26 protein-coding genes are annotated in these 26,988 nt (G+C 64.4%); 11 read left to right on the top strand and 15 right to left on the bottom strand.

Annotated elements, in window-relative coordinates; all coding sequences use genetic code 11:
* Positions 1–114 precede the first annotated feature (114 nt).
* Positions 115–1,275 (bottom strand): MFS transporter, encoded by a 1,161-nt coding sequence (locus ACSHT2_RS11745; protein WP_440641704.1) that lies wholly within the window; start codon positions 1,273–1,275, stop codon positions 115–117.
* 1,305 nt (positions 1,276–2,580) lie between these two features.
* On the opposite strand from ACSHT2_RS11745, the gene ACSHT2_RS11740 reads away from it, so the two are divergent.
* The 3 genes from ACSHT2_RS11740 to uraD are packed head-to-tail and all read left to right on the top strand — an operon-like array spanning position 2,581 to position 4,825.
* Entirely contained in the window at positions 2,581–2,994 is a 414-nt protein-coding gene (locus ACSHT2_RS11740) for a DUF3830 family protein (protein ID WP_014493672.1), read from the top strand.
* A complete protein-coding gene (puuE, locus tag ACSHT2_RS11735; RefSeq protein ID WP_440641703.1) occupies positions 2,995–3,930 on the top strand; it encodes an allantoinase PuuE in 936 nt (311 codons plus the stop codon).
* Positions 3,931–3,937: 7 nt separating this feature from the next.
* Positions 3,938–4,825, top strand: coding sequence for a 2-oxo-4-hydroxy-4-carboxy-5-ureidoimidazoline decarboxylase (gene uraD / locus ACSHT2_RS11730; protein ID WP_440641702.1), 888 nt, complete (start codon positions 3,938–3,940; stop codon positions 4,823–4,825).
* Positions 4,826–4,987: 162 nt separating this feature from the next.
* Here uraD and ACSHT2_RS11725 read toward each other — a convergent pair whose 3' ends face one another.
* Together ACSHT2_RS11725 and ACSHT2_RS11720 are read right to left on the bottom strand one after the other, a co-directional pair.
* Positions 4,988–7,714: a molybdopterin-dependent oxidoreductase gene (locus tag ACSHT2_RS11725; protein WP_440641701.1), complete on the bottom strand. Its 2,727-nt coding sequence runs from the start codon at positions 7,712–7,714 to the stop codon at positions 4,988–4,990.
* Positions 7,711–8,538: an FAD binding domain-containing protein gene (locus ACSHT2_RS11720; protein ID WP_440641700.1), complete on the bottom strand. Its 828-nt coding sequence runs from the start codon at positions 8,536–8,538 to the stop codon at positions 7,711–7,713. The genes ACSHT2_RS11725 and ACSHT2_RS11720 overlap by 4 nt, the downstream gene beginning before the upstream one ends.
* A 146-nt stretch (positions 8,539–8,684) precedes the next feature.
* Between ACSHT2_RS11720 and ACSHT2_RS11715 the strand changes: the two genes are divergently transcribed.
* Complete coding sequence (locus tag ACSHT2_RS11715) at positions 8,685–10,034, top strand: 8-oxoguanine deaminase (protein WP_440641699.1); 1,350 nt, start codon at positions 8,685–8,687, stop codon at positions 10,032–10,034.
* A 109-nt stretch (positions 10,035–10,143) separates the two neighbouring features.
* On the opposite strand, the gene ACSHT2_RS11710 is transcribed toward ACSHT2_RS11715, so the two are convergent.
* From ACSHT2_RS11710 to ACSHT2_RS11690, 5 genes are all read right to left on the bottom strand, one after another.
* Positions 10,144–11,220, bottom strand: coding sequence for a BMP family ABC transporter substrate-binding protein (locus ACSHT2_RS11710; RefSeq protein ID WP_440641698.1), 1,077 nt, complete (start codon positions 11,218–11,220; stop codon positions 10,144–10,146).
* A 76-nt stretch (positions 11,221–11,296) separates the two neighbouring features.
* Positions 11,297–12,214 (bottom strand): ABC transporter permease, encoded by a 918-nt coding sequence (locus tag ACSHT2_RS11705; RefSeq protein ID WP_440641697.1) that lies wholly within the window; start codon positions 12,212–12,214, stop codon positions 11,297–11,299.
* Entirely contained in the window at positions 12,201–13,292 is a 1,092-nt protein-coding gene (locus ACSHT2_RS11700) for an ABC transporter permease (RefSeq protein WP_440641696.1), read from the bottom strand. Before ACSHT2_RS11700 ends, ACSHT2_RS11705 begins: the two co-directional genes overlap by 14 nt.
* Positions 13,276–14,865, bottom strand: coding sequence for an ABC transporter ATP-binding protein (locus ACSHT2_RS11695; RefSeq protein ID WP_440641695.1), 1,590 nt, complete (start codon positions 14,863–14,865; stop codon positions 13,276–13,278). Before ACSHT2_RS11695 ends, ACSHT2_RS11700 begins: the two co-directional genes overlap by 17 nt.
* A 165-nt stretch (positions 14,866–15,030) precedes the next feature.
* Complete coding sequence (locus ACSHT2_RS11690; RefSeq protein ID WP_440642820.1) at positions 15,031–15,516, bottom strand: nucleoside deaminase; 486 nt, start codon at positions 15,514–15,516, stop codon at positions 15,031–15,033.
* Between the two features lie 386 nt (positions 15,517–15,902).
* Here ACSHT2_RS11690 and ACSHT2_RS11685 point away from each other — a divergent pair, with 386 nt between their 5' ends.
* Both ACSHT2_RS11685 and ACSHT2_RS11680 read left to right on the top strand, forming a co-directional pair.
* Entirely contained in the window at positions 15,903–17,177 is a 1,275-nt protein-coding gene (locus ACSHT2_RS11685; RefSeq protein ID WP_440641694.1) for an allantoate amidohydrolase, read from the top strand.
* Between the two features lie 97 nt (positions 17,178–17,274).
* On the top strand, positions 17,275–18,663 hold the full coding sequence (locus ACSHT2_RS11680) for a hypothetical protein (RefSeq protein ID WP_440642819.1): 1,389 nt from the start codon (positions 17,275–17,277) through the stop codon (positions 18,661–18,663).
* 8 nt (positions 18,664–18,671) lie between these two features.
* Here the strand turns inward: ACSHT2_RS11680 and ACSHT2_RS11675 are convergent, their stop codons facing one another.
* On the bottom strand, positions 18,672–18,890 hold the full coding sequence (locus tag ACSHT2_RS11675) for a hypothetical protein (RefSeq protein WP_440641693.1): 219 nt from the start codon (positions 18,888–18,890) through the stop codon (positions 18,672–18,674).
* Positions 18,891–19,240: 350 nt separating this feature from the next.
* On the opposite strand from ACSHT2_RS11675, the gene ACSHT2_RS11670 reads away from it, so the two are divergent.
* A complete protein-coding gene (locus tag ACSHT2_RS11670; protein ID WP_440641692.1) occupies positions 19,241–19,423 on the top strand; it encodes a hypothetical protein in 183 nt (60 codons plus the stop codon).
* Between the two features lie 19 nt (positions 19,424–19,442).
* On the opposite strand, the gene ACSHT2_RS11665 is transcribed toward ACSHT2_RS11670, so the two are convergent.
* From ACSHT2_RS11665 to ACSHT2_RS11655, 3 genes are all read right to left on the bottom strand, one after another.
* The gene (locus ACSHT2_RS11665) at positions 19,443–20,804 is read right to left on the bottom strand and encodes a vWA domain-containing protein (protein WP_440641691.1); all 1,362 of its coding nucleotides are present in this window, start codon (positions 20,802–20,804) and stop codon (positions 19,443–19,445) included.
* A gap of 5 nt (positions 20,805–20,809) precedes the next feature.
* Positions 20,810–21,757 carry an AAA family ATPase gene (locus ACSHT2_RS11660; protein WP_199763130.1) on the bottom strand — a complete coding sequence of 316 codons (948 nt, stop codon included), beginning with the start codon at positions 21,755–21,757 and terminating at the stop codon, positions 20,810–20,812.
* A gap of 147 nt (positions 21,758–21,904) precedes the next feature.
* Positions 21,905–22,105 carry a hypothetical protein gene (locus ACSHT2_RS11655; RefSeq protein WP_036007702.1) on the bottom strand — a complete coding sequence of 67 codons (201 nt, stop codon included), beginning with the start codon at positions 22,103–22,105 and terminating at the stop codon, positions 21,905–21,907.
* Positions 22,106–22,329: 224 nt separating this feature from the next.
* On the opposite strand from ACSHT2_RS11655, the gene ACSHT2_RS11650 reads away from it, so the two are divergent.
* Entirely contained in the window at positions 22,330–23,304 is a 975-nt protein-coding gene (locus ACSHT2_RS11650; RefSeq protein ID WP_440641690.1) for a quinone oxidoreductase family protein, read from the top strand.
* 45 nt (positions 23,305–23,349) lie between these two features.
* On the opposite strand, the gene ACSHT2_RS11645 is transcribed toward ACSHT2_RS11650, so the two are convergent.
* Both ACSHT2_RS11645 and ACSHT2_RS11640 read right to left on the bottom strand, forming a co-directional pair.
* Entirely contained in the window at positions 23,350–23,625 is a 276-nt protein-coding gene (locus ACSHT2_RS11645) for a hypothetical protein (RefSeq protein WP_440641689.1), read from the bottom strand.
* Between the two features lie 112 nt (positions 23,626–23,737).
* Positions 23,738–24,346 carry a S24 family peptidase gene (locus ACSHT2_RS11640; protein WP_035705094.1) on the bottom strand — a complete coding sequence of 203 codons (609 nt, stop codon included), beginning with the start codon at positions 24,344–24,346 and terminating at the stop codon, positions 23,738–23,740.
* Positions 24,347–24,511: 165 nt separating this feature from the next.
* Here ACSHT2_RS11640 and ACSHT2_RS11635 point away from each other — a divergent pair, with 165 nt between their 5' ends.
* On the top strand, positions 24,512–25,045 hold the full coding sequence (locus ACSHT2_RS11635; RefSeq protein WP_440641688.1) for a GcrA family cell cycle regulator: 534 nt from the start codon (positions 24,512–24,514) through the stop codon (positions 25,043–25,045).
* A 46-nt stretch (positions 25,046–25,091) separates the two neighbouring features.
* Positions 25,092–25,667 carry a hypothetical protein gene (locus ACSHT2_RS11630; protein WP_440641687.1) on the top strand — a complete coding sequence of 192 codons (576 nt, stop codon included), beginning with the start codon at positions 25,092–25,094 and terminating at the stop codon, positions 25,665–25,667.
* Between the two features lie 45 nt (positions 25,668–25,712).
* Here the strand turns inward: ACSHT2_RS11630 and ACSHT2_RS11625 are convergent, their stop codons facing one another.
* Entirely contained in the window at positions 25,713–26,069 is a 357-nt protein-coding gene (locus ACSHT2_RS11625; protein ID WP_440641686.1) for a hypothetical protein, read from the bottom strand.
* Between the two features lie 623 nt (positions 26,070–26,692).
* Between ACSHT2_RS11625 and ACSHT2_RS11620 the strand changes: the two genes are divergently transcribed.
* Complete coding sequence (locus tag ACSHT2_RS11620) at positions 26,693–26,878, top strand: hypothetical protein (protein ID WP_319337714.1); 186 nt, start codon at positions 26,693–26,695, stop codon at positions 26,876–26,878.
* The last annotated feature ends 110 nt before the right edge of the window (positions 26,879–26,988 follow it).

Raw genomic sequence — 26,988 nt, 5'->3', positions numbered from 1 at the left:
AGAAAGGGTTACGTTGGCATGCCAAGATGAGGAACTGGACCCGCGCTTGCATGGGACCATTGCGGCCGGTGGCGATCCCGGCTCTTCCATCCCGTAAATTCGGCGCAGTGCCGCTCACGCATCGACGCGCGACATCCGGCGCTGCTCCGCCGTGACGATCCGCGACGACAGCGTGACGAGGCCCATCAATGCGGCCAGCAGCCAGAACGCCATTGGCAATCCGCCAAGACCTGCGACGAAGCCCACGCCGGCCGGGCCGATCAGAACCCCCGCGTACCCCGCGGTCGTGATCGCCGCGACCGCAAGCCCGGTAGGCATCACCGTTTGCCGCGCCGCCCGGCGGAACAGCACCGGCACGAGGTTTGACGCGCCGAGCCCGATCAGCAGGAATCCGCCGATGGCGACCGCTGCGATGGGCGCCGTGAGCAGGACCACAAAACCCGCGATCGCCATGAGGCTGCCCCAGAGCAATGTCGCGCGGTCCCCGATGCGCGCAACGACCGCGTCGCCGCCGAGCCGGCCGATTGTCATCGCGATCGAGAACACGATGTAGCCGGCTCCGCCTTGCGCCTCGGTGACGAGCCCCGCGCCGATGACGAGGAGCGCGCTCCAATCGAGCATTGCGCCTTCGACGAGGAAGGTGATGGCGCCGAGCAGCGCAAGCAGCAGCACCGATCCGTGCGGCAGCACGAACAACGGGCCCTCCTGCACCTGCACCGAGCGAAGCAGGCGCGGCCAGGTCACAAACATGGCGATCAGCATCAGGACGGAGCAGATCAATGTGCAGGCGAGCGCGCCGACTTGCAGCGAGAGCAGCACCGTCACCAGCGCGGATCCGGCGAAGCCGCCGATGCTGAACAGGGCGTGGAAGCCGGACATCAGCGGGCGTCCCGCGGCACGCTCCACCTCCACGGCGTGGATGTTCATGGCGACGTCGATCGACCCGAGCGCGGCGCCGAACGCAAAGAGGGCCAGCGCCAGGGATATGGGCGAGCTTGCGATCGCGAGCAGCGGCAGGACCAGCGCGAGGCCGAGCCCGCTTGCGACGATGATCGGTCTGCTGCCGTGGCGCGCGCTGAGAACGCCGGTCAGCAGCATCGCGACGACCGATCCGATACCGAGGCTGAGCAGGAGCAGCCCGAGGACTCCGTCGTCGACAGCGAGCCGCGCCTTCGCGAACGGCACCAGCGGCGCCCAGCACGCGATGCCGAAGCCCGCGACGAAGAAGGCGAGCCTGGTCGCAAGGCGAGTCGCCGGCCGGTCGGCTGAAGACATGAGGACTCCCGGGGAAGCAGGGGTGGGGCGGAGGACAGACCCGAGGAATGCCGCGGCTTTATGGCCGAAGCATGCGCGCATCCAGGAGGGGCGATCATGAGGTCGTCATTTTCGCGAGCCGGGCTTTGCGGTGGACGCGGCAGCGTCGCGCACGAGAGGTCAAGGGCAGGGCGGATTGCTCTCCGTGAGCCCGAGACTGCGTGCGGACGAGCGGCGCTGTCAGGTTCGTCTCGTCTGTAAGTTTCCGGCTCCGTCGACAGGGCTGGGAAAACTGCGGCGAAATGGCGGGCCGTGCGTACGGCAAAACCGTGTGGTCCTGGCCGTCGTTGCTACGGTCAAGCTCTTGCGGAGGCAGCAGTCGCGTCAACCGGCGCGGTGCCGGTGAATTCCGCGGGAGTGAGGGAGGCCAGAACGAACTCGGCTCCCGGGAGAGCACGGCATAAGCCGTCCGACCATCGCGCAGGGAAGGCCGTGTGTTGGGCTTCACCTGTATGCTGCTGTGCGGTCTTCTTGCGCTACATCTTTGCGCAGCGGACCGCGGGTGCCGCCGGCACCCGGCCTTCCCTGCGCCCTTTTGGCTTAGAGGGTGGCGCGACCAAGCAAAGCTCGGGCGAAATCAGCCGCGAGAATGCGAAGGCGTGTCTGCGATTCAAAATGCGTGTTGGAAGAGCGGCATCGCCGCCTCATCCTCCGTCATTGCGAGTTGGGACCAGCATTGAGGAGCAGCAACCCAGAATCTCTCCACAGCGACAGTTTGGATTGCTTCGTAGCAAGAGCTCCTCGCAAGGACGAGGAGGAGGGAGCGTGCGCCAAACCCCACTCTCGTGCCCCGGACGCCGCGCAGCGTCCCTTCGACGGTGCGCTGCAGAGCCGGGGCCCATATCGCTGTTGTCGTACCGTGTGGCCCTGGGTCCCGGCACGCGCGCCGCAACGCTTACGCGTTGCAACTCGTCAGGGACACGGGAGAGCTGCATTGCCGCGCTCGAGCGCGCAACCCGCAGAGGTCGCAGGGCGCCGGCCAATTATCCGGCAATTCCGCCAGCGGCGCCGGTGGACTTGCCCGCCACAATCCGGTTCAATGAAGCCAATTTGAGTTTCCAGGCGACAGCGGTGGCGCCATGATATGCGAGACTCAGAGGGTGTCTCCGCCCCCGCCGGGCCGGACCCAGAGACGCGCCGGAGCGGCATTTTCGTGGGGCCTGCGACCGCAGGTGATGGGGTCTCGCCACTTGCGTGAAACTGTCGGGAATGCTCTTTGCTTGAAAGCTACCCGTGGGGCCACCGGCCCCGATCCAGAGAGATAAGATGAGCAAACTCGTTATCCGCGCCGGCGATTTCACCTTCGATGCCCGCTTCGAGGAGCAATTGGCGCCCAAGACGGTTGCCGCGTTCCGCAAGGCACTGCCGTTCGAAAGCCACATCATCCATGTGCGCTGGAGCGGTGAGGGCGTGTGGATGCCGCTCGGCGACCTCGATTTCGGTGTTGGCTACGAGAACCACACCAGCTATCCAGCGCCCGGCCAGATCATCCTTTACCCGGGCGGCATCAGCGAGACCGAGATCCTGCTCGCCTATGGCGGCGTGCATTTCGCGAGCAAGATGGGCCAGCTCGCCGGCAACCATTTCATCACGCTGACCTCGGGTCTGGAGAATCTGGCGACGCTGGGCAAGAGCGTGCTGTGGAAGGGCGCGCTGCCGATCCGCTTCGAGGAAGTCTGAGTGACCGATACGAGCTACCCTCGCGATCTCCGCGGTTACGGCCGCAATCCGCCGCATCCGGAGTGGCCTGACAACGCGCGGATCGCGGTGCAGTTCGTCGTCAACTTCGAGGAGGGCGGCGAGAACAACATCTTGCACGGCGATCGCGCCTCGGAGGCGTTTCTGTCCGACGTGCTCGGTGCGCAACCCTGGCCGGGCCAGCGCCACGCCAACATCGAATCGATGTTCGAATATGGCTCGCGCGCCGGCTTCTGGCGGCTGTGGCGGATGTTCACCGCGCGCAACTGGCCGACCACCGTGTTCGGCGTCGCCACCGCGCTGAAGCGCAACCCCGAGATCGTCGCGGCGATGAAGGAAGCGGGCTGGGACATCGCGAGCCACAGCCTGAAGTGGATCGAGCACAAGGACATGACGGAGGCGCAGGAGCGCGCCGAGATCGCGGAAGCGATCCGCGTCCACCTCGAGGCGACCGGCTCGCGGCCGCTCGGCTGGTACACCGGGCGCTCCTCGATCAACACCAACCGGCTGCTGATGGAGGAAGGCGGCTTCCTCTATCTCTGCGACTCCTATGCCGACGATCTGCCCTATTGGGTGAAGGGTCCGGGCGGCAAGCAGCTCATCATTCCCTATACGCTGGACGCCAACGACATGCGCTTCATCAACCCGCAAGGGTTCGCGGAAGGCGAGCAGTTCTTCACTTATCTGAAGGACGCCTTCGACGTGCTCTACGCCGAAGGCGAGACCGCGCCGAAGATGATGTCGGTCGGCCTGCACTGCCGCCTTGCCGGCCGGCCCGGCCGCGCGGCGGGGCTGATGCGCTTCCTCGACTATATCGGCAAGCACGAGCGTGTCTGGGTGCCGACGCGGTTGCAGATCGCGCAGCACTGGCACGACAAGCACGACCATCTCGCCGCCGACGCATTCGAGATCGGGTGAGAGGACGATGTCGCAGATATCGCTCGCCGACCTCAACGCCGCAAGCAAGGCCGACTTCGTCGCGGCGCTCGCCAATGTCGTCGAATATTCGCCGTGGATCGCCGAGCGGCTCGGGGCAAAGCGGCCGTTTGCCGGCATCAATCAGCTGCACGCTGCGCTGATGGAGGCGATCCAGAGCGCCGAGCCTGATGTTCAGTTGGCGCTGATCCGGGCGCATCCCGATCTCGCCAACAAGACGCAGCGCGCCGCCGGCCTCACCGCGGAATCGACCGACGAGCAGAACAGCGCCGGACTCGACCGGCTGTCGGAGGCCGAATATGCGGCGTTCGAGCGTGCCAACAACGCCTACCGCGACAAGTTCGGTTTCCCCTATATCGTCTGCGTGCGCCGTCACACCAGGGATTCCGTGCTGCGCGACTTCGAGACGCGACTGCTCAATATCGCCAAGACCGAGACGCGACGTGCGATCGAGGAAATTGGCCGCATCTCCGCGCTGCGGCTGGATCAGCTCGTCATTGCCGACGACAGGCTGAAGGTGCACGGCCGGCTCTCGACCCATGTGCTGGACAATCACATTGGCAAGCCCGCGCCGGGCGTCCCGATCGAGCTCGTGGAGCTCGCGAGCCTTGGCGAGAGCCGCGTCATCGCGCGCGCGGTGACCAATGCGGACGGCCGCACCGACCAGCCGCTGATCGGCGGTCGCCCGCTGCCGATCGGCCGCTACGAGCTCAGATTCCGCGTTGCCAAATACTACGTCGAGCGCAATGTGCCGCTGTCCGATCCGCCGTTTCTCGACGAGATCCCGCTGCGCTTTGCGATCAGCGAGCCGGAAAGCCACTACCACGTGCCGCTGCTGGTCACGCCCTGGAGCTATTCGACCTATCGCGGCAGCTGAAGCACGTAGGTTGGGCTGGTTCACCTCTCCCCGACGGGGAGAGGTCGGATTGCGCAGCAATCCGGGTGAGGGGCTGCGGCGCTCAGTGAAACTTAAACCCCTCACCCGGATCGCATCTTCGATGCGCTCCGACCTCTCCCTACGGGGGAGGTGAAACCCACTCTAGTCGCCAAACTTGTCGTGCAGCGCCGGAAACAGCCGATCCGGTTTGAAGGGCGGTGCGGTGAAGCGGATGCCGGTGGCATCCGCAATCGCGTTGCCGAGCGCGGCCGCAACCGGATTGTACGGGCTCTCGCTCATCGACTTTGCGCCCAGCGGTCCGATCGTGTCGGACGTCTCGGCGAAGAACACCTCCGTGCGCGGAACATCGGCGAAGGAGGGCAGGTGGTAGTCGCGGAATTTCGGGTTGATGACGCGGCCGTTCGCGTCGATCACCATCTCCTCGTAGAGCGCAGCGCCGAGCGCCTGCGCCACGCCGCCTTCGACCTGACCGCGACATTGCATGGGATTGGCGACGACGCCTGCGTCGGCGGCGTGCACGCTCCTGAGAATCCTGAGCTCGCCGGTGCCTTTGTTCACGCCGACGCGGAACCCCTGTACGTTGAAGCCGACGGAACGCGGCGTGCCGCCGGAATGGCCGCTGCCTGTGAACGGCCGTCCGCGTTGGTGCGCGAGCTTTGCCAGTTCCGTCAAGGGCATGCGCCGTACGCCGCTGACGACGGCGTCCCCATCGAGCACGCAGGTTGTCACGTCGCACAGCCACGCGCCGGCGGCCGCCGCCTTCAGCTCGGTCGCAAGCTGCATGGCCGCCGCGTGCGTCGCCTTGCCCGCGACGAAGGTGCCGGCGCTACCATAGGCGCCGGTGTCGTGACCGCCATGGGCGGTGTCGGACTGGCGCAGGCGGATTCTCTCGACCGTGGTCGCCAGCGTGGTCGCGGCGATCTGGAGGTGCACGGTGCTGGTGCCGTTGCCGAACTCGGCCGTGCCGACGGTGAGGTCGAACCCGCCATCATCGCGCAGCGCGATCGTTGCGTCGGCGATGTGGCCGGCCGGTGGCACCGTATCGATCATGGTCAGCGCGATGCCGTCACCGATCAGCCATTCCGGCGACAGGTCCGGCTGCGGGCCATCAGCCTGCATTCCGCGCTCGACGAGGTCGAGGCACTGGTCGAGCCCGTAGGATCCGTAGAGCACGTCGTGATATTCGGACGGCGGCGGCGACAGCATGGGATCGCCAGGCTTGACGATATTGCGCCGGCGCATCTCGTAGGGACTGATGCCGAGTTGCCTGGCCAGTTCGTCGATCGCGGCTTCCACCGCGATCAGTGTCTGCGGCAGGCCATAGCCGCGAAACGCGCCCGCCGGCACGGTGTTGGTATAGACGGCGACGCCGTCCACCCGCTTGTTCGGACAATTGTAGACGCTGATGGACTCGCCCAGAGCGTGGAACATCACGGGGCCGGCATGATTGCCGTAGGCGCCGGTGTTGGAGAGCACGTCGAGCTGGAGCGCGGTGAGCTTGCCGTCGGCATCGGCGCCCGCCTTGATGTGGACCCGCATCGGATGCCGCGTCGAGGTCGCGATGAACTGCTCCTCGCGGGTGAGCTCCAGTTTCACGGGCCGCCCGGTCGTCAGCGCAGCAAGCGCCAGGATGTCCTCGACGAACATCTCCTGCTTGCCGCCGAAGCCGCCGCCGACGCGCTCGCAGAATACGCGGACCTTGTCCATGGGAAGCTGGAAAATGTCCGACAGCGCGCGCCGGGTCAGGAATGGGACCTGCGTCGAGGTGCGGACATTGAGCACGCCTGCGTCATCGAGCCATGCGAGGCCGCCATGGGTCTCCAGTGCCGCATGCTGTACACGGTGACTGTGGAAAGTGGCCGCGTAGGTCACGGCGGACGTGGCGAGCGCGGCCGCGACATCGCCGAACTCGCCGTGCGTTTCCGCGACCAGATTGCGCTGCGCGTCCGCGACGCGGTTCGCAATGGTGCGGTCAGGATGAATGATTGGCGCGCCCGGCTCCATCGCCTGCTCCGGATCGCTCAGCGCCGGCAGAATCTCGTAGCTGACTTTGAGCCTGCGGCATGCCTCCTCGGCGGCGGCTTCGGTCTCGGCGACGACGGCGGCAACCTTCTGGCCGATGAAACGCACGACATCGTCGAGGATTCGGGTGTCCTCGGGGTCCATCCAGTCCTTCTCGTGCCGCGCGGTCGACATCAGCACGGACGGCGCATCCTCATGCGTCAGCACCGCATGCACGCCGGCTACGCGAAGGGCTTCCGACCTGTCGATCGTGAGGATCCTGGCGTGAGCATGCGGCGAACGCAGCAGCTTGATGTGCAGCAGTCCGTCGATGGCGGTATCGAAGGTGTAGCGCGCCTTTCCGCGCACGATGTCTGGACCCGCCGGCGCCGGCAGGCTACGGCCGAACGCGGCGCCGGCCTCGACGCTCGCCTCGACATTCATCTTGCCGAGGATCGCATCCTCGATCGAACGATAACCGGTGCAGCGGCAGATATTGCCCTTCAGCGCTGTGCCGAGATCGGTCCGCTGGGCCTGGTTCAGCGAGGCACAGGTCAGGATCATGCCGGCGGTGCAGAAGCCGCATTGAAAGCCCTGCGCATCGAGGAAGGCCCGCTGCATCGGATGCGTGCCGTCATCTCCGCCAAGACCTTCAATCGTGGTGACGGCGCGTCCCTCGGCACGGAACGCCGGGATCAGGCAGCTGTGCACCGGCTCCCCGTCGAGCAGCACAGTGCAGGCGCCGCAATCGCCGGCATCGCAGCCCTTTTTGACGCCGAAATGGCCGAGCTCGCGCAGGAACGTGCGCAGACACTGGCCGGCGCGCGGCTCCTGAGAAAATGCCTTGCCGTCGACCTCGAAGCTCATGGCCGCGTTGCTCCCAGGAGCTCGCGGCGAATTTCCTCGGCGAGCCGCAGCGTCATGTGCTTGCGCCAGAGTGGCGCGCCATGGATGTCGGCGTGGTACAGATCGTCGGTGATCTGCTGCATGAGAGCGGTGCGGAGTGCGCTCGCGTCCGGGGCTTTGCGAAGGCGTAGCTGGACCGGTCGCACCGTCGACGCGGTGACTGTGAGTGTCAGCGTATCACCGGCTTCGAGACTGCCGATCAGCAGCGCCGCCGAGCGGCCGACCGGCGCCAGCGAGATCTGGCGGAATGCCGTGCGGCGCTTCAGGGCGGCGGTCGGGATATCGATCTGCCGGAGAAGGTCGCCTGGCGTCAGGCGATTGCGCTGGTTGCCGGTGACGAATTCGGCGACGGGAAGCTTCTGTTCACCGCCGCTAGCCTTCCAGATGGTGCAGATGCCGTCGAGCGCGGCGGTGAGCGAGATCATCGGTCCCGCCGGCAGCGACATGCAGAGATTGCCGCCGACGGTCGCGGTCCTCCAGACCTTGAATGAAGCAAGGAAGGCGCGGCAGCACTGGTTGATCAGCGGCGCCGCGAGCCAATCGGATGGGCAGGCTAGTCCATCGAGCTCTGCGATGGTGCAGGTGGCGGCGATGCTGAGGTGGCCGTCGGTGAGTCTCAGCGCCGGCCATTTCAGATCGGTGAGATCGATTAGTCGTGTCAGATGCGTTTGCGGCTCCGAGAACAGCCAGGTGCCGCCCGCAAGCCAAGCATCACCTGCCGTCCAAACGGGTAGCTGCGCGCGCGTTTGCGGATGGGCGACCGCTGTGATGGTATTCAAGTCCATGGCTGCGCCAACGCTTCCGCGGGTGAATCGTCCAGGCGAAAGTGTTGCAAGACAGGAGCCAAGTGGCAACAACAAGTCGGAGCAAGGACGTCGTCGGCCTCCGCCCTGCAGGCCTGCCGTCAGCGAATGTGAGGAGAAGCAGGATCATGAGTGACGCAAGTCCGATCTGGATCAGGGATCCCCTGGCCATCCTCGCCGACGGTGCCGAGCGCGGAATCGTGGTGAAGGACGGCCGGATCGTCGAGCTCGTGCCGGCCGGCGGTGTGCCCGCAACCGCGGATGTCGCGGTGTTCGACGCGGGCGAACACGTCGTGCTGCCGGGCCTGATCAATACTCATCATCATTTCTACCAGACGCTGACGCGGGCGCTGCCGGCCGCGATGGACCGCGAGCTGTTCCCCTGGCTTCAGGCGCTCTATCCGGTGTGGGCGAGGCTGACGCCCGAGGCGCTCGAACTCGGCGTCACGGTGGCGATGTCCGAGCTGCTGCTCTCCGGCTGCACCACCACGACCGATCACCATTATGTGTTCCCGGCCGGGCTCGAAGACGCCGTCGATATCGAGGTGGCGGTGGCGAAGCGTCTCGGCGTGCGGGTGTTGCTCACTCGCGGCTCGATGAACCTGTCGCAGCGCGACGGCGGCCTGCCGCCCGATAGCGTCGTGCAGGACGAGGACACCATTCTCGGCGACAGCGCGCGCGTGGTCGCAAGACATCACCAGCGCGGCGCGGATGCGATGGTGCAGATCGCGCTTGCTCCCTGTTCGCCGTTCTCGGTGACGACGTCGCTGATGCGCGCGACGGCCGATCTCGCCGGCAAGCTCGACGTGCGCCTGCACACCCATCTCGCCGAGACCGAGGACGAGAACAAGTTCTGCCAGCAGATGTATGGCTGCCGCCCGCTCGACTATCTCGAGCAATGCGGCTGGCTCAATGCGCGAACCTGGCTCGCCCATGGAATCTTTTTCAACGACGACGAGATCAAGCGGCTCGGCAAGGCGAAGACGACCATCAGCCATTGCGCGTGCAGCAACCAGCTGCTGGCGTCCGGCTGCTGTCCCGTCTGCGAGATGGAGGAGGCCGGCGTCGGGATCGGGATCGGCGTCGACGGCTCGGCCTCGAACGATGGCTCAAACCTGATGCAGGAGGTTCGCGCCGCCTTCCTGCTGCAACGAGCGCGCTATGGGGTAACGAAAGTCAGCCACAAGGATGCGCTGCGCTGGGCGACCAAGGGCTCGGCGGCCTGTGTCGGGCGGCCGGAACTCGGTGAGATCGCCGTCGGTAGGGCCGCCGATCTCGCTCTATTCAGGCTCGACGAGCTGCGCTTTTCGGGCCACGGCGATCCGCTGGCTGCCCTGGTGCTGTGCGGGGCGCATCGGGCCGACCGGGTCATGGTGGCCGGAAAATGGACGGTGATCGACGGCGCGATTCCGGGCCTCGATGTGGCAGACCTCATCCGCCGCCACGGTTCCGCAGCGCGGGCCATGCGGGCGGGATAGGCCAGGCAAAATGGAAAGAGGGGGCAGCCACAAGTGCCGGGTGCTTCTGGCCACCCCCTCCGAACCTCCTCCGGGAGGAGCAGGTGAATTGAGGAATGCAAGAAGCGTGCTACTTGCCCGGCAGCTTGTCGTCGATGCCTTTCACATAGAAATTCATGCCAAGGATCTGCCCGTCGTCGAGGTGATCGCCGCCCTTGCACTCGACCGGCTTGCCGTCCTGCCCAACGATCGGGCACTTGAACGGATGCAGCTTGCCCGCAATGATCGCGGCCTGGGCATCCTCGGCCATCTTTTTCACATCGTCGGGCATGTTGGTGTAGGGCGCCATCGCGAACATGTGGCTGTCGAGGCCGCCCCAGGTGTTTTCGGACTTCCAGGTTCCGGCGAGCTCGGCCTTGACGCGCTCGATGTAGTAGGGGCCCCAGGTATCCAGGATTGAGGTGAGCTGGGTCTTGGGACCGAACTTGATCATCTCGGAATCCTGACCGAAGGCGAGCTTGCCGCGTTCGCCGGCGATCTGCATGGCGGCGGGCGAATCGGTGTGCTGCATGATGACGTCGGCGCCCTGGTCGATCAGCGCCTTGGCGGCGTCGGCTTCCTTGCCGGGATCGAACCAGGTGTTGGCCCAGATGATCTTGACCTTGATGTTCGGGTTGATGGTCTGCGCCGCCAGCATCGTCGCGTTGATGCCGGAGACGACCTCCGGAATCGGGAACGAGCCGATGTAGCCGAGCACGCCCGACTTCGACATCTTGGCTGCGATCAGACCTTGAATGTAGCGCCCCTGATACCATTTCGCCGAATAGGTCGACATGTTCGGGTTGCGCTTGTAACCGGTGGCGTGCTCGAAATGCACGTTCGGATATTTCTTGGCGACCTTCAGCGTCGAATCCATGTAGCCGAAGGAGGTCGTGAAGATCAGCTTGTTGCCGGCGCGGGCCAGCTGCTCGATCGAGCGCTCGGCGTCGGGACCTTCGGGCACGTTCTCGAGGTAGGTGGTCTCGATCTTGTCGCCCAGTTCCTTCACCAGCGCCTGACGACCGAGGTCGTGCTGATAGGTCCAGCCGAGGTCTCCAATCGGACCCACGTAGATGAAGCCGACCTTCAGCTTGTCGGCGGCAGAGGCTGCACTGACGTTCCCGGCAAGCAAAAGCCCGGCAGTCAGTGCAAGAAGTGATTTCCTCATCATCAATCTCCAGCATCAGGGGAAGGCCACGATCCGCAACGAGGCGCGCCCCATTGCGCCCGCCGCGGAATGAGGTTCAGCGGTCAGGCACGAACACCGTGCCGAGCGCGGCTGGCGCGGTCGAGCCGCCGCTGCGGGCGCGGGAGAGCAGGACCAGGACGACGACGGTCGCCAGATAAGGCAGTGCCGACATGAGTTGCGACGGAATGCCGATGCCCCAGCCTTGCGCGTGCAGTTGCAGGATCGTCACCGCGCCGAACAGATAGGCGCCGACCACGAGCCGGCCCGGCCGCCACGACGAGAACACCACCAGCGCCAGAGCGATCCAGCCGCGGCCGGCGGTCATGCCCGGGATGAAGAACGGCGTGTAGGCGAGCGGCAAATAGGCGCCGGCAAGCCCGGCGCAGGCGCCGCCGAACATCACGGCGAAGGTGCGGATGCGCAGCACGGGATAGCCGAGCGCATGCGCCGAGATATGATTGTCGCCGCAGGCGCGCAGGATCAGTCCCGCCCGCGTGCGGTACAGGAACCACCAGACGCCGACGATTAGCGCGACCGAGAAATAGACGAAGCCGTCCTCGCCGAACAGCACGCGGCCGATCAGCGGAATGTCCGTCAGGACGGGAATATAGAGGTGCACGGCCGGCGTGATGCGTTCGCCGACGAAGCCGGCGCCGATCAGGCCGGACAGCCCGATGCCGAGAATGGTCAGCGCGAGACCGGTCGCGACCTGGTTGACAGCAAGCCCGAGCGTCATCAATGCAAAGATAAGTGACATCAGCGTGCCCGCGCCGATGCCGAACAGCGCGCCGATGAAGATCGATCCGGTCAGCCAGGCGCCGGCAAAGCCGCAGGCCGCGCCGACGATCATCATGCCCTCGACGCCGAGATTGAGCACGCCCGAGCGCTCGGTCACGAGCTCGCCGGTCGCCGCGATCAGCAGTGGCGTCGACGCGGCGAGCACCGCGAGGATGATGGCCTCAACCAGCTCCACGAGTCACCTGTCGGTTTGGGAAGACCAGCTTGAAGCGGTAGAGGATGAGGGAATCGCAGGCGAGCACGTAGAACAGCAGAATGCCCTGAAAGACCTTGGTGACGTCCAACGGGATCTTCATCGCGATCTGCGCCTGCTCGCCGCCGATAAAGGTCAATGCCAGGAAAGGGCCTGCAATGAGTATTCCAAGCGGGTTCAGGCGGCCGAGGAAAGCCACGATGATCGCGGTAAAACCGTAACCAGGCGAGATGCCGGGCTGGAGATGCCCGACTGGACCTGCAACCTCGATGATTCCGGCAAGGCCCGCCAGCGCGCCTGAGACCGCGAAGGTCAGGACGATCAGCTGATTGGCGTTGAAGCCGCCGAACCGCGCCGCACGGGGCGCAGCTCCAACCACGCGGATCTCAAAGCCCTTGATGGTGCGCCGGAGCAGGATGGCTGCCGCCGCGACGACGAGCAGCGCGATGACCGAGCCGAGATGCAACCGGCCACCTTCAATCAGCAGGGGGACTGTCGCCACCGGATCGAACTCCGCCGTGGTCGGGAAATTGAATCCCTGCGGGTCGCGCCATGGCCCACGCACGAGATAGTCGAGGAAGAGGTCGGCGACATAGACCAGCATCAGGCTGGTCAGGATCTCGCTGGCGCCGAACTTGACCTTGCAGATCGCCGGGATCAGCGCATAGAGCGCGCCCGCCGCGGCGGCGAGGACGAGCATGGCCGGCAGCACCCAGGCGCCGGCGTCGGTGCCTTGCGTCTTTACCGCGATCCAGCTTCCGGCGACTGCGCCGATCAGGAATTGCCCTTCGGCGCCGATGTTCCAGGTATTGGCGAGATAGCAGAGCGATAGCCCGATCGCGATCATCACCAGCGGCGTTGCCTTCACCGCGATTTCCTGGAGCGAATAGCTGTCGGTCAAGGGTGTAACGAAATAGGCGTGCAGGGCGAGCAGCGGATTCTTGCCCAGTATCGCAAACAGGATGACCATGGTCAGGATCGTGAGGCCAATCGCGATCAGTGGGGACACCAGCGCGATCGTGCCGGAGCGCTCGGCGCGCTTCTCAAGCACCAGCTGCATGCGCGACCTCCTCCGGCTCCTGGCTGCTGCCGCCCATCAGGAGGCCGAGCCTTTCGCGGCTCGCTTCGCTGGCTGCGAGCGGAGCGGAAAGCTTGCCGTGGAACATCACGGCGATGCGGTCGGCGATCTCCGCGAGCTCGTCGAGATCCTGGCTGGTCACGAGGACGGCGGCGCCTGCGGTTGCGAGATCAAGCAGCGCCTGCCGGATGACAGCGGCGGCGCCGGCGTCGACGCCCCAGGTCGGCTGGCTCACCACCAGCACCGCGGGGGAGCGCAGGATCTCGCGTCCCACGATGAACTTCTGCAGATTGCCGCCGGACAGGCTCGCGGCTTCCGGATCGCGTTTGGCCTTGCGGACGTCGAACGTCTCGGTCGCACGGTCGACCGCTTTCAGCGTGGCCGCGGTATCGATGAAGCCGCGACGGACCATGCCGCTGGCGGCATGGCCGGTGAGCAGCGCGTTCTCCGACAGCTTCATGCGCGGCGCGGTGCCGTGGCCGAGCCGCTCCTCGGGCACGAAAGCGGCGCCCAGCTTGCGCCGCTGGGTGATCGAGAGACGGCCGGCGGCGATGCCTTCGATCACTACCGTGCTAGGGTTGTTCGAGAGGCGCTCGCCGGAGAGCGCGGCGAACAGTTCGTCCTGACCGTTGCCGGCGACGCCGGCGATGCCGAGGATTTCGCCGCCCTTCAGTTTGAACGAGATGTGCTCGAGCCGCACGCCATGCGCGTCCGCGGGGGCCAGCGAGAGATCGTCGACGACGAGCCGTGGTACGGTCGTCTTGCGGCCGGATGAGGCCCTCACTTCCTTGATCTCTCCGCCGACCATCATCCGTGCGAGCGAGGCCGCGGTCTCGAGCCGAGGGTTGCAGGTCTCGACCTTCCTGCCGCCGCGCAGGATCGTCGCGGTGTCACAGAGGCGCTTCACCTCCTCCAGCTTGTGGCTGATATAGAGGATGGCGCGGCCTTCGGCCTTGAGCCGCTCCAGCACGATGAAGAGCTGATCTGCCTCCTGTGGCGTCAGCACCGCGGTGGGCTCGTCCAGGATCAGGAATTTCGGATCCTGCATCAAGGCGCGGACGATCTCGATGCGCTGGCGCTCGCCGACGGATAGTTGCCAGACTTCGCGCTTGGGATCGAGCGGCAGTCCGTAGGTCTTCGACACCTGCTCCAGCCGCGCCGACATGTCCTTGAAGGACTCTTTGCCGTCGAGGCCGAGCGCGACGTTCTCGGCGACGGTAAGATTGTCGAACAGCGAGAAATGCTGGAACACCATACCGATGCCGCGGCTGCGTGCTTCCGACGGACCGGACAGCACGACTGGCTGGCCTTGCCAGCGGATCTCGCCGGCGCTGGGCTGGATCAGCCCGTAGATGGCCTTGACCAGCGTCGACTTGCCGGCGCCGTTCTCGCCGAGCAAGGCGTGAATTTCACTCGGCCAGATGTCGATGTCGATGGAATCGTTGGCGAGGAAATCGCCATAACGCTTGGTGAGGCCGATCGTCCTCAGGAGCGGGGAATCGCCGGAATGCCGGCCGTTGGGCATCGGATCTAACATTCGCTGATGCGCTTGCATGCGTGAAGTGCCTCAATACTGGGCCAGTTTGAAGCGCGGTGTAAGATGTGAAAAAGCATCATCCCTTGCTAAACGCTTCGGCGGGAGATCGGCCCAGTGATCGTCAACTCGGCGTCGCATAGGGCGCGATCTGAAAATGGGCGTCATCTCCTCCTGAATGTGCCGCTACTTCGTCCAAACGCCGTCGTGCAGCGCTTCAGCCTCCTTTTCGAGCAGCGGTCCGATAACCTCCGTCGGGCGCTGGCCGCTGGCAAAGACCTCGCGGCACGGCAGGTCGAGGGTCGGGTTCTCCGGATGGTTGCCGGTGAGGTCGCGCAGGCGATGCTCGCTGAGGCCAAAGACAACGCGGCCGATGCCGGCCCAGTAGATCGCGCCGGCACACATCGCGCAGGGTTCGGCTGACGAATAGAGCGTGGCTCTCGCCAGCACTTCGCGCCCGAGCGTGCGGCAGGCCTGGGTGGCCGCGAGACGTTCGGCATGCGCGGTGCCGTCATGATCCGGCATGTAACCGTTCTCGCTCTCGATGAGGACCTTGCCGTCGGCCGCGACAACGATGCATCCAAAGGGATGATTGCCATGGCTGAGCGAGCGGCGGGCGACCGCGAACGACATGCGCAGGAAGTGTTCGTCACGTTCGGACGCGGCGTCCATCGCTACTCCGCGGTCAATGCCCGCCATGCGCCGGCCGACCACGATGAATGTCGGCTTCGCTGATCCGTGCTTCATACACAATTTGCCGTGAAACATCACCAGCCGGCCGGACGGTTGCTGACGACGGCATTTTCCGGATAACCGATTGAAAAATATCGGTAATGCGGCCCGTCAGATACCTGATTGGGAAGAAATGACAGACGCAATTACAGGCGTTGGGGCACCCGCGTGCATGACCGGCGCGAGGCAGCGTGGCGCGTACTCGCATTCATGCTAATCACGCGCTTGTTGGGGCAGGCGCCGGTAAGTGATTTTGCTGGCACCGAACTCGTGCCGATCGCCAGGACAGCCGTCGCCGCGGTCCAGAGAAGAGGAAGTTTGTCGAGATGGGGCCCGTTGACGCCGTTCAAAATGCACCGCTCGGCGAAGTGATCGTGCGCCGGATCAACGATCTGGCCGCGATCTCGGAAGGCGGTGACAACCTCACCCGCATCTATCTCACCAAGGAGCTGCGCGAGGCAGCGGACCTCATCCTGGGCTGGATGCGCGAAGCCGGCATGAGCGCGCGCCTCGACGCGATCGGCAACGTCTGTGGCCGCTACGAAGGCGACCGGCCGGGGGCGCCCTGCCTGATGCTCGGCTCGCATTACGACACCGTGCGCGATGCCGGCAAATGGGATGGACCGCTGGGTGTGATCACGGCGATCTCTTGCGTCGCCGATCTCAACCGCCGCGGCAAGCGCCTGCCGTTTGCGATCGAAGTGGTCGGTTTTGCCGATGAGGAGGGCGTGCGCTTCGCTTCGACCTTGCTCGGCAGCCGTGCGGTGGCCGGCACCTTTGACGAGAATGTGCTGAACACGCGCGACCGCGATGGGGTGTCGATGCGCGATGCGCTCGTGCGGTTCGGGCTAGACCCCGACCATATCGGCGCGGCCGCGCGAGCGCGGCGGGAGCTGCTCGCCTACCTCGAATTACACATCGAGCAGGGGCCGGTGCTGGAAGCGCAGAACCTGCCCGTGGGAGTCGTCACCGCGATTGCCGGCGCCACACGCCTCGCCGCACGGCTGACGGGCATGGCCGGTCACGCAGGCACCGTACCGATGGAGCTCCGGCGCGACGCGCTCGCCGGGGCGGCCGAATGCATCGGTGCGATCGAGCAATTCTGCCGCACCGACGAGGGCGGCCTGGTCGGCACCGTCGGCTACATCCAGGCGAGGCCCGGCGCGACCAACGTCATTCCGGGCGAAGTATCCTTCACCATCGACATGCGCGCGCCCACCGATCTGCACCGCAAGCGCGCGGTCGCCGATATCGTCCGCCGGATCGAGGAGATCGCCAGGCGCCGGCAACTGGCCCTTCAGCTTGACGTCACCCACGAGAACCGCACCGCACCTTGCGCGCCGTGGCTCAAGGAGCAGATCGCGCAGGCGATCGAAGCCGAAGGCCTCTCCGTGTTCGAGCTGCCGAGCGGGGCAGGGCACGACGGCATGGCGATGATCGACATTGCCGACGTGGGCATGATCTTCGTTCGCTGCCGCGGCGGAATCAGCCATCACCCGGATGAGCACGTCGAGCTCGTCGATGCCGATGCCGGCGCACGGGTGCTGCTGCGGGTGATCGAGAATTTTCAGACCCGGGAGAGCCGCGCCGCTGCGAGCTGAACAGCCGGCCGCCCGCTCGTCATCGTGGCGAGACACGAATCAGTCACGATTGAAATGGTGACCGGCCATCGCCGGGATCGCGAGACACTCGGTGCACATGAAGAGCGACATTCCCCTGCCGTCACATCGCGGAAATCGGTTTTACCAGGGGAGGGTTGCGACCCTTGTCGCCAACGCCCTTCAGGCGGCGAACTTTCTCGGTGATCGGTTCCTGAGAAATTCGCATCATTCGTTGTCGGCTATCGAGGATCTCTATCGGCACTCGATGGACAGCGCATTCTCGGGGACCGAGGCTTTCCTCGTCACTGGCGCGCCTCACGCATCCGCCTATTATCCGCGAGACTTCGCGTGGTTCTATCCCGACGTTCTCGACCCCGAAACCATCATGGATGCGCAGGACGCGGTGCGGCGGGTTCGGTTGCTCGAAAGGAGCGTCCGTTTGTTGCTGGAGGCGGTTCGGGCCGGCGTCGTCACGACGACCATCGTCCCGGCCGGACGCAGTCGGTACCTCGGCGTGAATTATTTCTCGCGCCCGTCGGACACGTTGCTCGGCATTCTCGCCGGTCTCCAGCAGATGATCTCTGCCGAGGACAGGGCCGCCTCGCATCTGGCAATGTCACAATGCGCGCATGCAGGCCGCCTGTTGCTGGCCGAATATGGCGGTGACCTGAAGCGGGCGATCCTCCAGCTCGCGGGCGAGCTCGAACCGTTCAATGATGACGGTGCCAGGTATTTGCTTTGCGATGTCCAGGCACCGCGCTCCGCCGCAACAGACACCCGTGCCGAACGCAGGCGCTTCGTGACCAATGCTTCCGTTTACACGACCTTCGTGTGGGGCGTGCAACTCGGGATTGTCGGCGAGAACGAGCTGAAACGGCTGCTCGGGCGCGATCTCGCGCAGTACAAGAAGGATCTGCTCCGCCTGTTCGGCAAGGACAGCTATATCAGGCATTCCCTGGAAGGCCCTGCGAACTCGCCGGCCTCATCGGTCGCGCTGGATTTCGTCAGCGTGCATCGTGGATTCTGGGACATGAGCGATGCGAGCGAGCGGGCGCTGTTCGTAGCCACGACGGATCTGATTGTTGCGGAGCCGCGGTTTCGCATTCCCGGCACGTTTCATTTCCTGGTCTCAGCCGATAATCCCAGGAGCAAGATGATCCACAAGATTGCGGCACCTGCCTATCAGGGGCGTTCCTGCTGGCCGACCTTCAACGTCGAGTTCGCGGATCGCATGCTGGACTATGATGAATTCACTGGCAGCGATACCTACCGGGCCTGCGCCCAAGGAATATTGAAGGACATTCGGACGGCGACCGAGATTCACGGCGGCTATCAGGAGCTGATCTCTGAACAGGGGCTGAAGTATCGTACCTGGGCCTACAAGGGCGCCGTGGCCCATTCCTGGTTTCCGCGCTTTCTCTCCGTCTGGAGGAGGGCGTATGGAACGCCGCTCCTCCGGTGGATTGACGAAGAATCCAGTCGGTGACGTATCGCTTACGCCACGAGATCCAGCAGCCGGCACGATCCCCGCACCAGCACCTTGCGTCCGGTCTGCGTCATGGCAGGCACGCCGTCATTGATGACGACGAGGCCGAGTGCGACGAGGCTGCCGACGAGATCGCCCTTGAGACGGGCGTTCGACAGCGGGTTGCGAAGTGAGCGCAGGGCTGCCCATTGATCCGGCGAAAGATCCAGTTCGAAATCGTCGTTCATGTTGCCTCGGGCGATCGTAACGTTCACGCGCCGTGTTATCGGCGCTGCATGAAGACCATGCGACGACAATGAGTCCGGAATTCGGTGAGATGTTTAGAACGTCTCTTCACAAATTGCCGCACTTCGTTGCGCCACGGGAGTTAAGATCGTTCGCGCACAAATATCGTCTCGATCTCCGATCACTAATTGATGATCTGCAGTTGATGTTGCAGTGCGAATTGTCGCGGTGCACGGGAAACGTCGCCGTCCATTTTGCGGCGCGATATGTACAGAAATGGTGAGACGAGTTGCTCCGGGCTCTGCTAAGCTAGTTTGCAGGGAATGGCTTCACACGACAGGAGTGTGAGTGCATGAAGAGGCTGGTTGAAATTCGCAATCAGGAATTTCTATGCCGCGAACGCGCGGCGTTCGATTCCGAACGCCGGGTATTCTGGCTCGCACAGGCCGAGGAATGGGAGCAGCGCGCGCTCGACGAAATCGCGTATTACTTTCGGGAGTGCAATCCCGCGCAGGCCGAGCGGAGCGCCGCCTGACGCCGGCGGCTAATATCGCTTACTGATAAGTCGCTACGATGTCGGACACGGCGCGCTCGAGCTGTTGCGCGGTGGCGCATTGGCGCACGACGCTGCAAAAGGTCGCGTAGCGCGGCATCTCGGAATCGCCAAAGCCCCAGGCGAGCCGCCCCTCGGGATTGAGCCAGACCAGCCGCTTCGAGCGATCGGAGATCCGGCGCAAAATGTCGGCACGCGGGTCGAGGTTGTTGCTGCGGGCGTCGCCGAGCACGATCACCGTGGTCTGCGGCGTCAGCGTGCTCATGAACCCCTTCTCGAAATCGACCAGCGAAGAGCCGTAGTCCGACGAGCCGAAACCGACCTTTGACATGATCTCGGACATCGCCTCCTCCGGCGACTTCGATTCCAGGATGTCGCTGACCTCGATCAGATGCGAGGAGAAGGCGAAGGAGCGGACATCGTCGACCACCTCGTGCAGCGAGTGGATCAGCAGCAGAAAGAAATCGGACACTTGCGCAACGGAGCCCGAGACGTCGCACAGCGCTACGATCTTCGGCCGGTCGCGATGCTTGCGCTTCCATGCCGTGAGGAAGGGCACGCCGCCCCAGGCCGCATTGCGGCGGAGCGTGCGACGGACGTCGAGATGGCCGCGGCGCTGGCGTTTGCGCGGCTTCGAGTAGCGCTCGCGCAGCCGGCGCGCGATCTGACGGATGAGGGCGCGCATCTCGGCGACATGGCGTCGCTCGATGCGGGCCAACGGCGCGTTGCGCAGGATTTCGTTGCGGAGATTTTCGGCCTCCTCGCGGGCATAGAGTGCAAGCCCCTGAGAGACCGTATCGCGCACGGTCTCGCGCAAGGCGTCGAGTGCGGCACGTAGACGCTCGGCCAGTGCCGGGTTGGTCGCTGTCAGCCCGTCGAGATCGTCGCGCAGGCGCTGGAGGCCCATGGCGTCGAGGATGCGGCTGGAGAAGATGCCGCGCTGAGTGGAGTAGCGGATGTCGGACAGCGAGGCCGCCCCGGAGGCGCCGGCAATCGCAGCTGCGATCGTATTGCGATCCTGCGACAGCAGCATCTGCGCGAGCGGGCCTAAACCTTCGGGAGGCCGACCTTCGCCGGGATCGCCGGAGGAGGGCGGCTGATCTGCGTCCTGCGGCGCGTTGTCGGCCTCGGGCTGGTCCTGCCGCGGCTCCGGCTGACTGAAGAAGAGATCAAAGCAGTCACCGAGCGCGAGCTTCTCGTCCTGGGACTTGGCAAGTGTCAGGAGCAGCGCGTCGCGCAGGACGGCGCGGTCGGAGATGCCGACCTGCGCGACTGCGCGCATTGCATCGATGCTTTCGGCAGGCGAGACGTGAACGCCGACGCCCCGCGCCGCTCGAAAGAATCGATGGAGGTTCTCGCGCATCGGCCTCAACCGAAGACGTTGGACCGTGCCGCCTTGGCAATGAAGGTCGTCACTTGCGGCGCTGCTGCCTCGATGTCGGCCTCGTATTTCAGGAGCACGTTGAGCGTGTCCTTGACGATCTCGGTATCGAGCTCGGAAGCCTGGAGCAGCACCAGCACGCGCGCCCAGTCGATGGTCTCGCTGACCGACGGCAGCTTCTTCAGATCCAACGAGCGGATTTCGTGGATGAAGCCGACCATCTGCCGGCGCAGCGTCTGGGAGATCCCGGGCACGCGGCTTTCGACGATGCGTTCCTCGAGTCGTTGCTCGGGGAAGCCGATATGCAGATGCAGGCAGCGGCGTTTCAGGGCGTCGCCGAGATCGCGCTCGCTGTTGGAGGTGAGGATCACGGTCGGCGGGGTGATGGCCGAGACAGTTCCGAGCTCGGGGATTGTGACCTGGAAATCGGACAGAATCTCCAGCAGCAGCGATTCGAACTCCGCATCCGACTTGTCGATCTCGTCGATCAAGAGCACGCAGCCGCCCGGTTGCTCCAGCGCCTGGAGCAGGGGACGCGGCTCGACGAACTCCTTGGAGAAGAACACGTCGCCGAAATCGTGAAGCTGGTCGAGCGCGGCATGCAGCGTCTGCGCCCCGCCGAGAACCTCGCCGAGCTTGTCCTTCAGGATCTGCGTATAGAGAAGCTGCTTGGCGTATTTCCACTCATAGAGCGCCTTGGCCTCGTCGAGGCCCTCGTAGCATTGCAGGCGGATCATCTTCATGCCGCGCCAAGCCGCGATCGCTTTGGCGAGTTCGGTCTTGCCGACGCCCGCGGGGCCCTCGACCAGGATCGGCTTCTCGATCTGCTGCGACAAATAGACGGCGGTCGCGATCTGCCGGCTCGCGATATAACCTTGCGCGGCGAGGCCGCTCTCCACTGCCTCGATCGACGTCGAGGCCTTCTGATCAGCCACGAATGGGCGCTCCCAAAGGTCTTGGTTGAGGGTTGTTCTGCCTGCGTTCCCGGCAAAGAACAAGCCTCGTTTGGGAGACATCAGACCCGCGTGAATGGCGTTTTTTCCGCTTAGCGCAAATAGTTAAGCGGTTCGCCGTTCGCGCGATCAGTGCCGCAGCAGCTCCGGCTTGCGGATCGTCTGTCTGAGCTCGGCGCCGCAATCGGCGCATTCATAGACGAAGTCGATTTTGGCAAGGCTCCAATGCGGCTCGACCTCGCGCACATACATCGGCAGGAACCCCATGCAGGTGGGGCAATTCACAGGCGCGATCTCGACGTCCTGATGATGCTGAACGTAAGCTGGCATCGCGGCTCTCCTTCGCAGGCGACCACCAACCCCCGCGCGAAAGCTACTGCCGGTTACCCCGGAGCCCTCATCAACTTTTTCGAACAGAGGCGGAACGGCGGGCGTTTGTGGTTCGCTGTGACATTCCTGTTACGGATCTGTACTGTATCGGGCGGACCAGATGCCTGTTTCGCAGGCCGGTTGGGTTCACTGAATTTCATTGCAACGATAAGGGAGCAACGCCCATGACGCATGCCATTCGCTTTCACAAGACCGGCGGTCCGGAAGTCCTGGTCTGGGAAGAGGTCAGTGTCGGCAAGCCTGGACCCGGCGAAGCGCGCATCCGCCACACCGCTGTCGGCCTCAATTTCGTCGACATCTACAACCGTTCGGGTCTCTATCCGGCGCAATTGCCGAGCGGGCTCGGCAGCGAGGCGGCCGGTGTCGTCGAGGAGGTCGGGCCCGGTGTCACCGATCTGAAGCCGGGCGATCGCGTCGCCTATGGCGCCTCGCCGCTCGGGGCTTATTCCGAGGCGCGGCTGATCCCCGCCGACCGGCTGTTGAAATTGCCCGACGGCGTCGACGACAAGACCGCGGCGGCGATGATGCTCAAGGGGCTCACCACGCAATATCTGATCCGGCAGACCTATCGGGTGAAGGCCGGCGATACAATCCTGCTTCACGCTGCGGCCGGCGGCGTTGGCCTGATCTTGAGCCAGTGGGCCAAGCATCTCGGCGCGACCGTGATCGGCACGGTCAGCAACGACGAGAAGGCGAAACTCGCCAAGGCGCATGGCTGCGACCATGTGATCATCTATACACGGGAAGATTTCGTGAAGCGGGTGGACGAAATCACCGGCGGCAAGAAGGTGCCGGTGGTTTACGACTCCGTCGGCAAGGACACGTTCCTCAAATCGCTGGATTGCCTCGCGCCGCTCGGTGTCGCGGCACTGTTCGGCCAGTCTTCGGGAGCTGTTGAGCCGCTCAATCTCGGCCTGCTGGCCCAGAAAGGGTCGCTCTACGTCACGCGTCCGACGCTGTTCACCTACGCCGCCAAGCGCGAAAGTCTGGTCGCGATGGCGAACGAACTGTTCGACGTCGTCAAGTCCGGCGCGGTCAAGATCGAGGTGCACCAGACCTATCCGCTGAAGGACGCCGCCAAGGCGCATACTGATCTTGCTGCGCGCAAGACCACTGGATCGACCGTTCTTCTGGTCTAGTCTCCAATGCTCGGCCGGACGGTGACGCAAGCTATTTGGCCTGCGTCACGTCCGCTCGTGCTTGCGCAGATCGCGGGCGTGATCAAGGCGGATTGCCTGGAGGTCGACATCCTCGGGCGGGATCTGGGGCAGGGCGGCCTCGGTCAGGATGGCCTCGGTCACGTCCTCGACCATATTCTCGGCGATCTCGTGTATGAACGAGATGTTCCGGTATTCGCCCGAGGCGATGCGGGAGATGACCTCGCGCCTCGTGATTTCGGGGTCGACGACCGCCTCACGGCCCCGCCGCCCATAATCGATCATCACGACGAAATATTGCATGAAACGATCCTGCCGCGCCCCCGTGGTCGGGAACGCGGTACAGTATTTCCGAAAAACGAAATTTTGTCAATCGTAACTTCGGAGAATAAGAAATCACTGGCTGCGAGGTCTCTTATTTGCCTTTCTTGCGAGGACGCGCCGATTTCGCACGCAGCCGCTCGAGTTGCCCCTTCGGCATGGACAGGCAGATCTCCCCCACCCAGTCGAGCTTGACGCCGACGATCGGCTTGGCATTGAAGCTCGTGAGATTGACGACGGAGGGGGATTTTCCCCGCTCGATGGTCTTCAGATAGCGCTCGCCGGTCTTGAGGCGGACCACCGCCTCCTCGCCGTAGAAGCTCGACAGCGGATGGCGCTGGTCCTTGTAGACCACGATCACGTCGCCGCTCTCGTATTTAGGCAGCATCGAATCGCCCACGATCTCGAACGCAACCGTCTCTTCCATGATCGGGAAGGGCAACGTGATGTCGCCGAGACCTTCCGGGGGAACCTGTTCATAGTCCGGCTCGATCACCGCGCCGGCTCCGACGCGACCCATGATCGGCGCGAGATTGAGCTCGAGATATTCCATGATCGGAATGATCTCCGATGCCTTTACCAGACGCTCGCCGCCGAGGATCTCAGAGACCGCGCCGGGGCGCACGCCCATGGCCGCTGCCAGGCCGCCCTTGCTCTTGCCCGTCTTCTCCAGGCCCCGTTCGATCATTGCAACGTCCAACATGGTGATTCCCTCGATTGCGCACCGTCTCGCCTCTTGTAATCCGAAATTCGGAATTGATGCAATTATGAATATCAGAATTATCGCTTGACACCGGCTTCGGAATAACGGAATGTGTGTTCCGCCTGCCGGTCGCGCGACCGGAGGGGCGCATCACAGGACAGCATCATGGAACCGGGCCATTGGCCGTCGGAGCACTCCGACGCGCTTCGCGACTATTTTCTCAAGGGCATGTCTTATGCGGAGATCGGAAGACAGATTAACGCAAGGTTTGGAACGGCTTACACGCGCAGCGCGGTAGTCGGCCGCGCCAGGCGGCTCGGGCTCGTCGTGCCGGAATGGATGACGGGCCCGTCGATCGCGCCATCTTTGCCGGGCGAGGCCTGTCTCATTTCGCCGCGCCGGTCGGCGTTGCCGAACCTGAGCCTGCCGCCGAAGTCGGCAATGAAGCCCGCGGCGCGGGTCAAGTTGCGCTGCGTCGGCGTCCAGCCGCGCCTGATCCAACTGGTCGAACTCGAGCCGGCCGACTGCCGCTATCCCTATGGTGGCGACAAGGACGGCGAGGAAATCACCTTCTGCGGCCACCCGTGCCAGCCGGGCTCCAGCTATTGCGCGCCGCATGCCCGCCTGACGCGCCGCCCCGAGGCGGCGTCCGCCCGTGCCGCAGGCCCCGTCGTGCTGAAGCTGGTCTCGGCCGCCTGAAAGTGCAGCCGTCCGTTCAATCGTCAGTCTTGCAAGGAGTATCCGAGTGGCTCGTGCCCGACGTAACAAGGCCTACAAATTAGCGCAGATCTACGACCGGCGGTCGCGGGAGGTGCCGTTCAATGCCGAGGTGGCGGAGGTGGAGGTCGACAATCCGCTCGCGCTCGATTCAGGCGAGAAGATCCTGGCCATCCGCTCAATCCGCAACGATCCGCTCGGCCGGCTGCATGCACACCACCAGATCGACGAAGCGCAGTACCGCGGCGGGCGCGCCTTCCAGCACGATTGGGAGCAGGCGGAGCGGGGGCCCCAGGCGGTGGATACGACACGCGAATATGTCGATGGTACCGGCACACGCGAGCCGGTCACCGAGAGCCAGCGACAGGCGGTGCTCCGCCTGAACCGGGTCGAGCGCGAGCTCGGCACCGATGGCGCCGCCCTGGTGCACGACGTGCTGGTGCTGGGTCTTACGATGGATCAGATCGGGCAGCGTCGGGCCGTCCGTACGCAGCGCTGGAATGATTATTTTGGGCGGCGCTTTCGCGAATGCCTGGATCGGCTGGCGCTGGTCTACGGCTTTGCGACGGAGGCCGGAACGCAGCGCGCGAACCGGCGCAGATGATTGCGGCACGCCTGCGGCATCGGCCCCAGGCGTGCCGGCCTGCCGCTACGGATGAGGTACAATTCGGTAAGGCGTCGTGTAAGGCTCGACGCGGAGCGAGGCGTTGGCCAAGAGCCCGATCCTGGCGGTCGGCGCCTGCTGCAATTCGCCGTTCGGGCCACGATGCACGTTGTATTGCCAGACAGTGAGGTCGCCCTTCTGTGCCAGCGCGTGTGCAACGGCGCTCGCATCATTGCCGCCGAGCGCCTGAAGCTCCTCTGCCGACAATCCGACGACGATTTCGTCCTTGATGGTGACGATCTTGAACAGGTTCATCCTGGTCTCCTGCGCCCATGTGCCTTGTATCGAGAGGGTGAGAAGCGCGATCGCGGCACCCTTGATGAGATCGCAGCGAGAAAGCATGCCGTTGTCCTTTGGTGCTGACGCGCGCCCAGATCGAAGAGTTTTCAGCCATGGCGCCCGTATCTGCGTGGCCGTGCCGCAACGGCTTGGTCGCTCGCTCGCGGACAGCGGTTCAAGGCGGATTCATATCCGGACGGATGGTTCCGGCTGCGAACAGCCGCGCCAAGATCAGGACGGGCTGCAAGATCGCCCTTCCATGCTGGCGATACAACCAACGAAATCGGGCTCAACAATTACGTGTGCATGCTGAAGCATCGCCAGCTCGCGCGCGCGATGTGCGTTCACACCGGAAACAAGGCGAAACGGTTGCGCGGATTGACAGCGATCACGGCTGTGTGCGTGATTGATGCAACTTCTTGACGCAGGTGGGTGACGGCGGTCGATATTCCTGTTATCCGGAATCGCCGTGGTGCGATGCAGACGAAGCGTCGCTACGCCCCCGGGCTGGGCTTGCCGGATGAGTTGTTCTTTGGCATGGTTACACCAAGCGGTTGAGGCCGTTGTTCGGATGCAGTTCAGTGTGTGAACCCGGCGGCCCCGGCCGAGGTTCGTCGCGATGGGTTCTGTTGCGGCGTTCGGCTCTTGAGCGGATCCCGAAGGCCGGTGCTTGTCATAGGTGCGAGATGAAAAACCTCGATTTCGCGGCTGAGCTTCATCTCAAGCTCGGTGTGCCTGCAAGCAGCACTGTCGAAAGTCTACGCCTGCTCCGCGCGTTCCTGAAGCTCGCGCCTCGACAGCGTTTCGAAGTGATCAAGCTGGTCGAAGATCTCGCCGCCGAAGAAGCTCTTCCCGATCACCCCTTGTCCTAAAGTCCGGCCACGCGCCGGCTAATGCCGTCTCGTTCCTTTTTCTGCCAGAGCCGGGCCCGCCGGCGTCGTTCCACCAAGGCTGGCCGCTGGAAGGCGGTCCGGTAAGTGTG

It is taken from the genome of Bradyrhizobium sp. PUT101 (assembly GCF_052043945.1).
In the GTDB taxonomy this organism is placed as follows: Bacteria; Pseudomonadota; Alphaproteobacteria; order Rhizobiales; family Xanthobacteraceae; genus Bradyrhizobium.
This window is presented reverse-complemented; position numbering and strand designations above follow the sequence as displayed.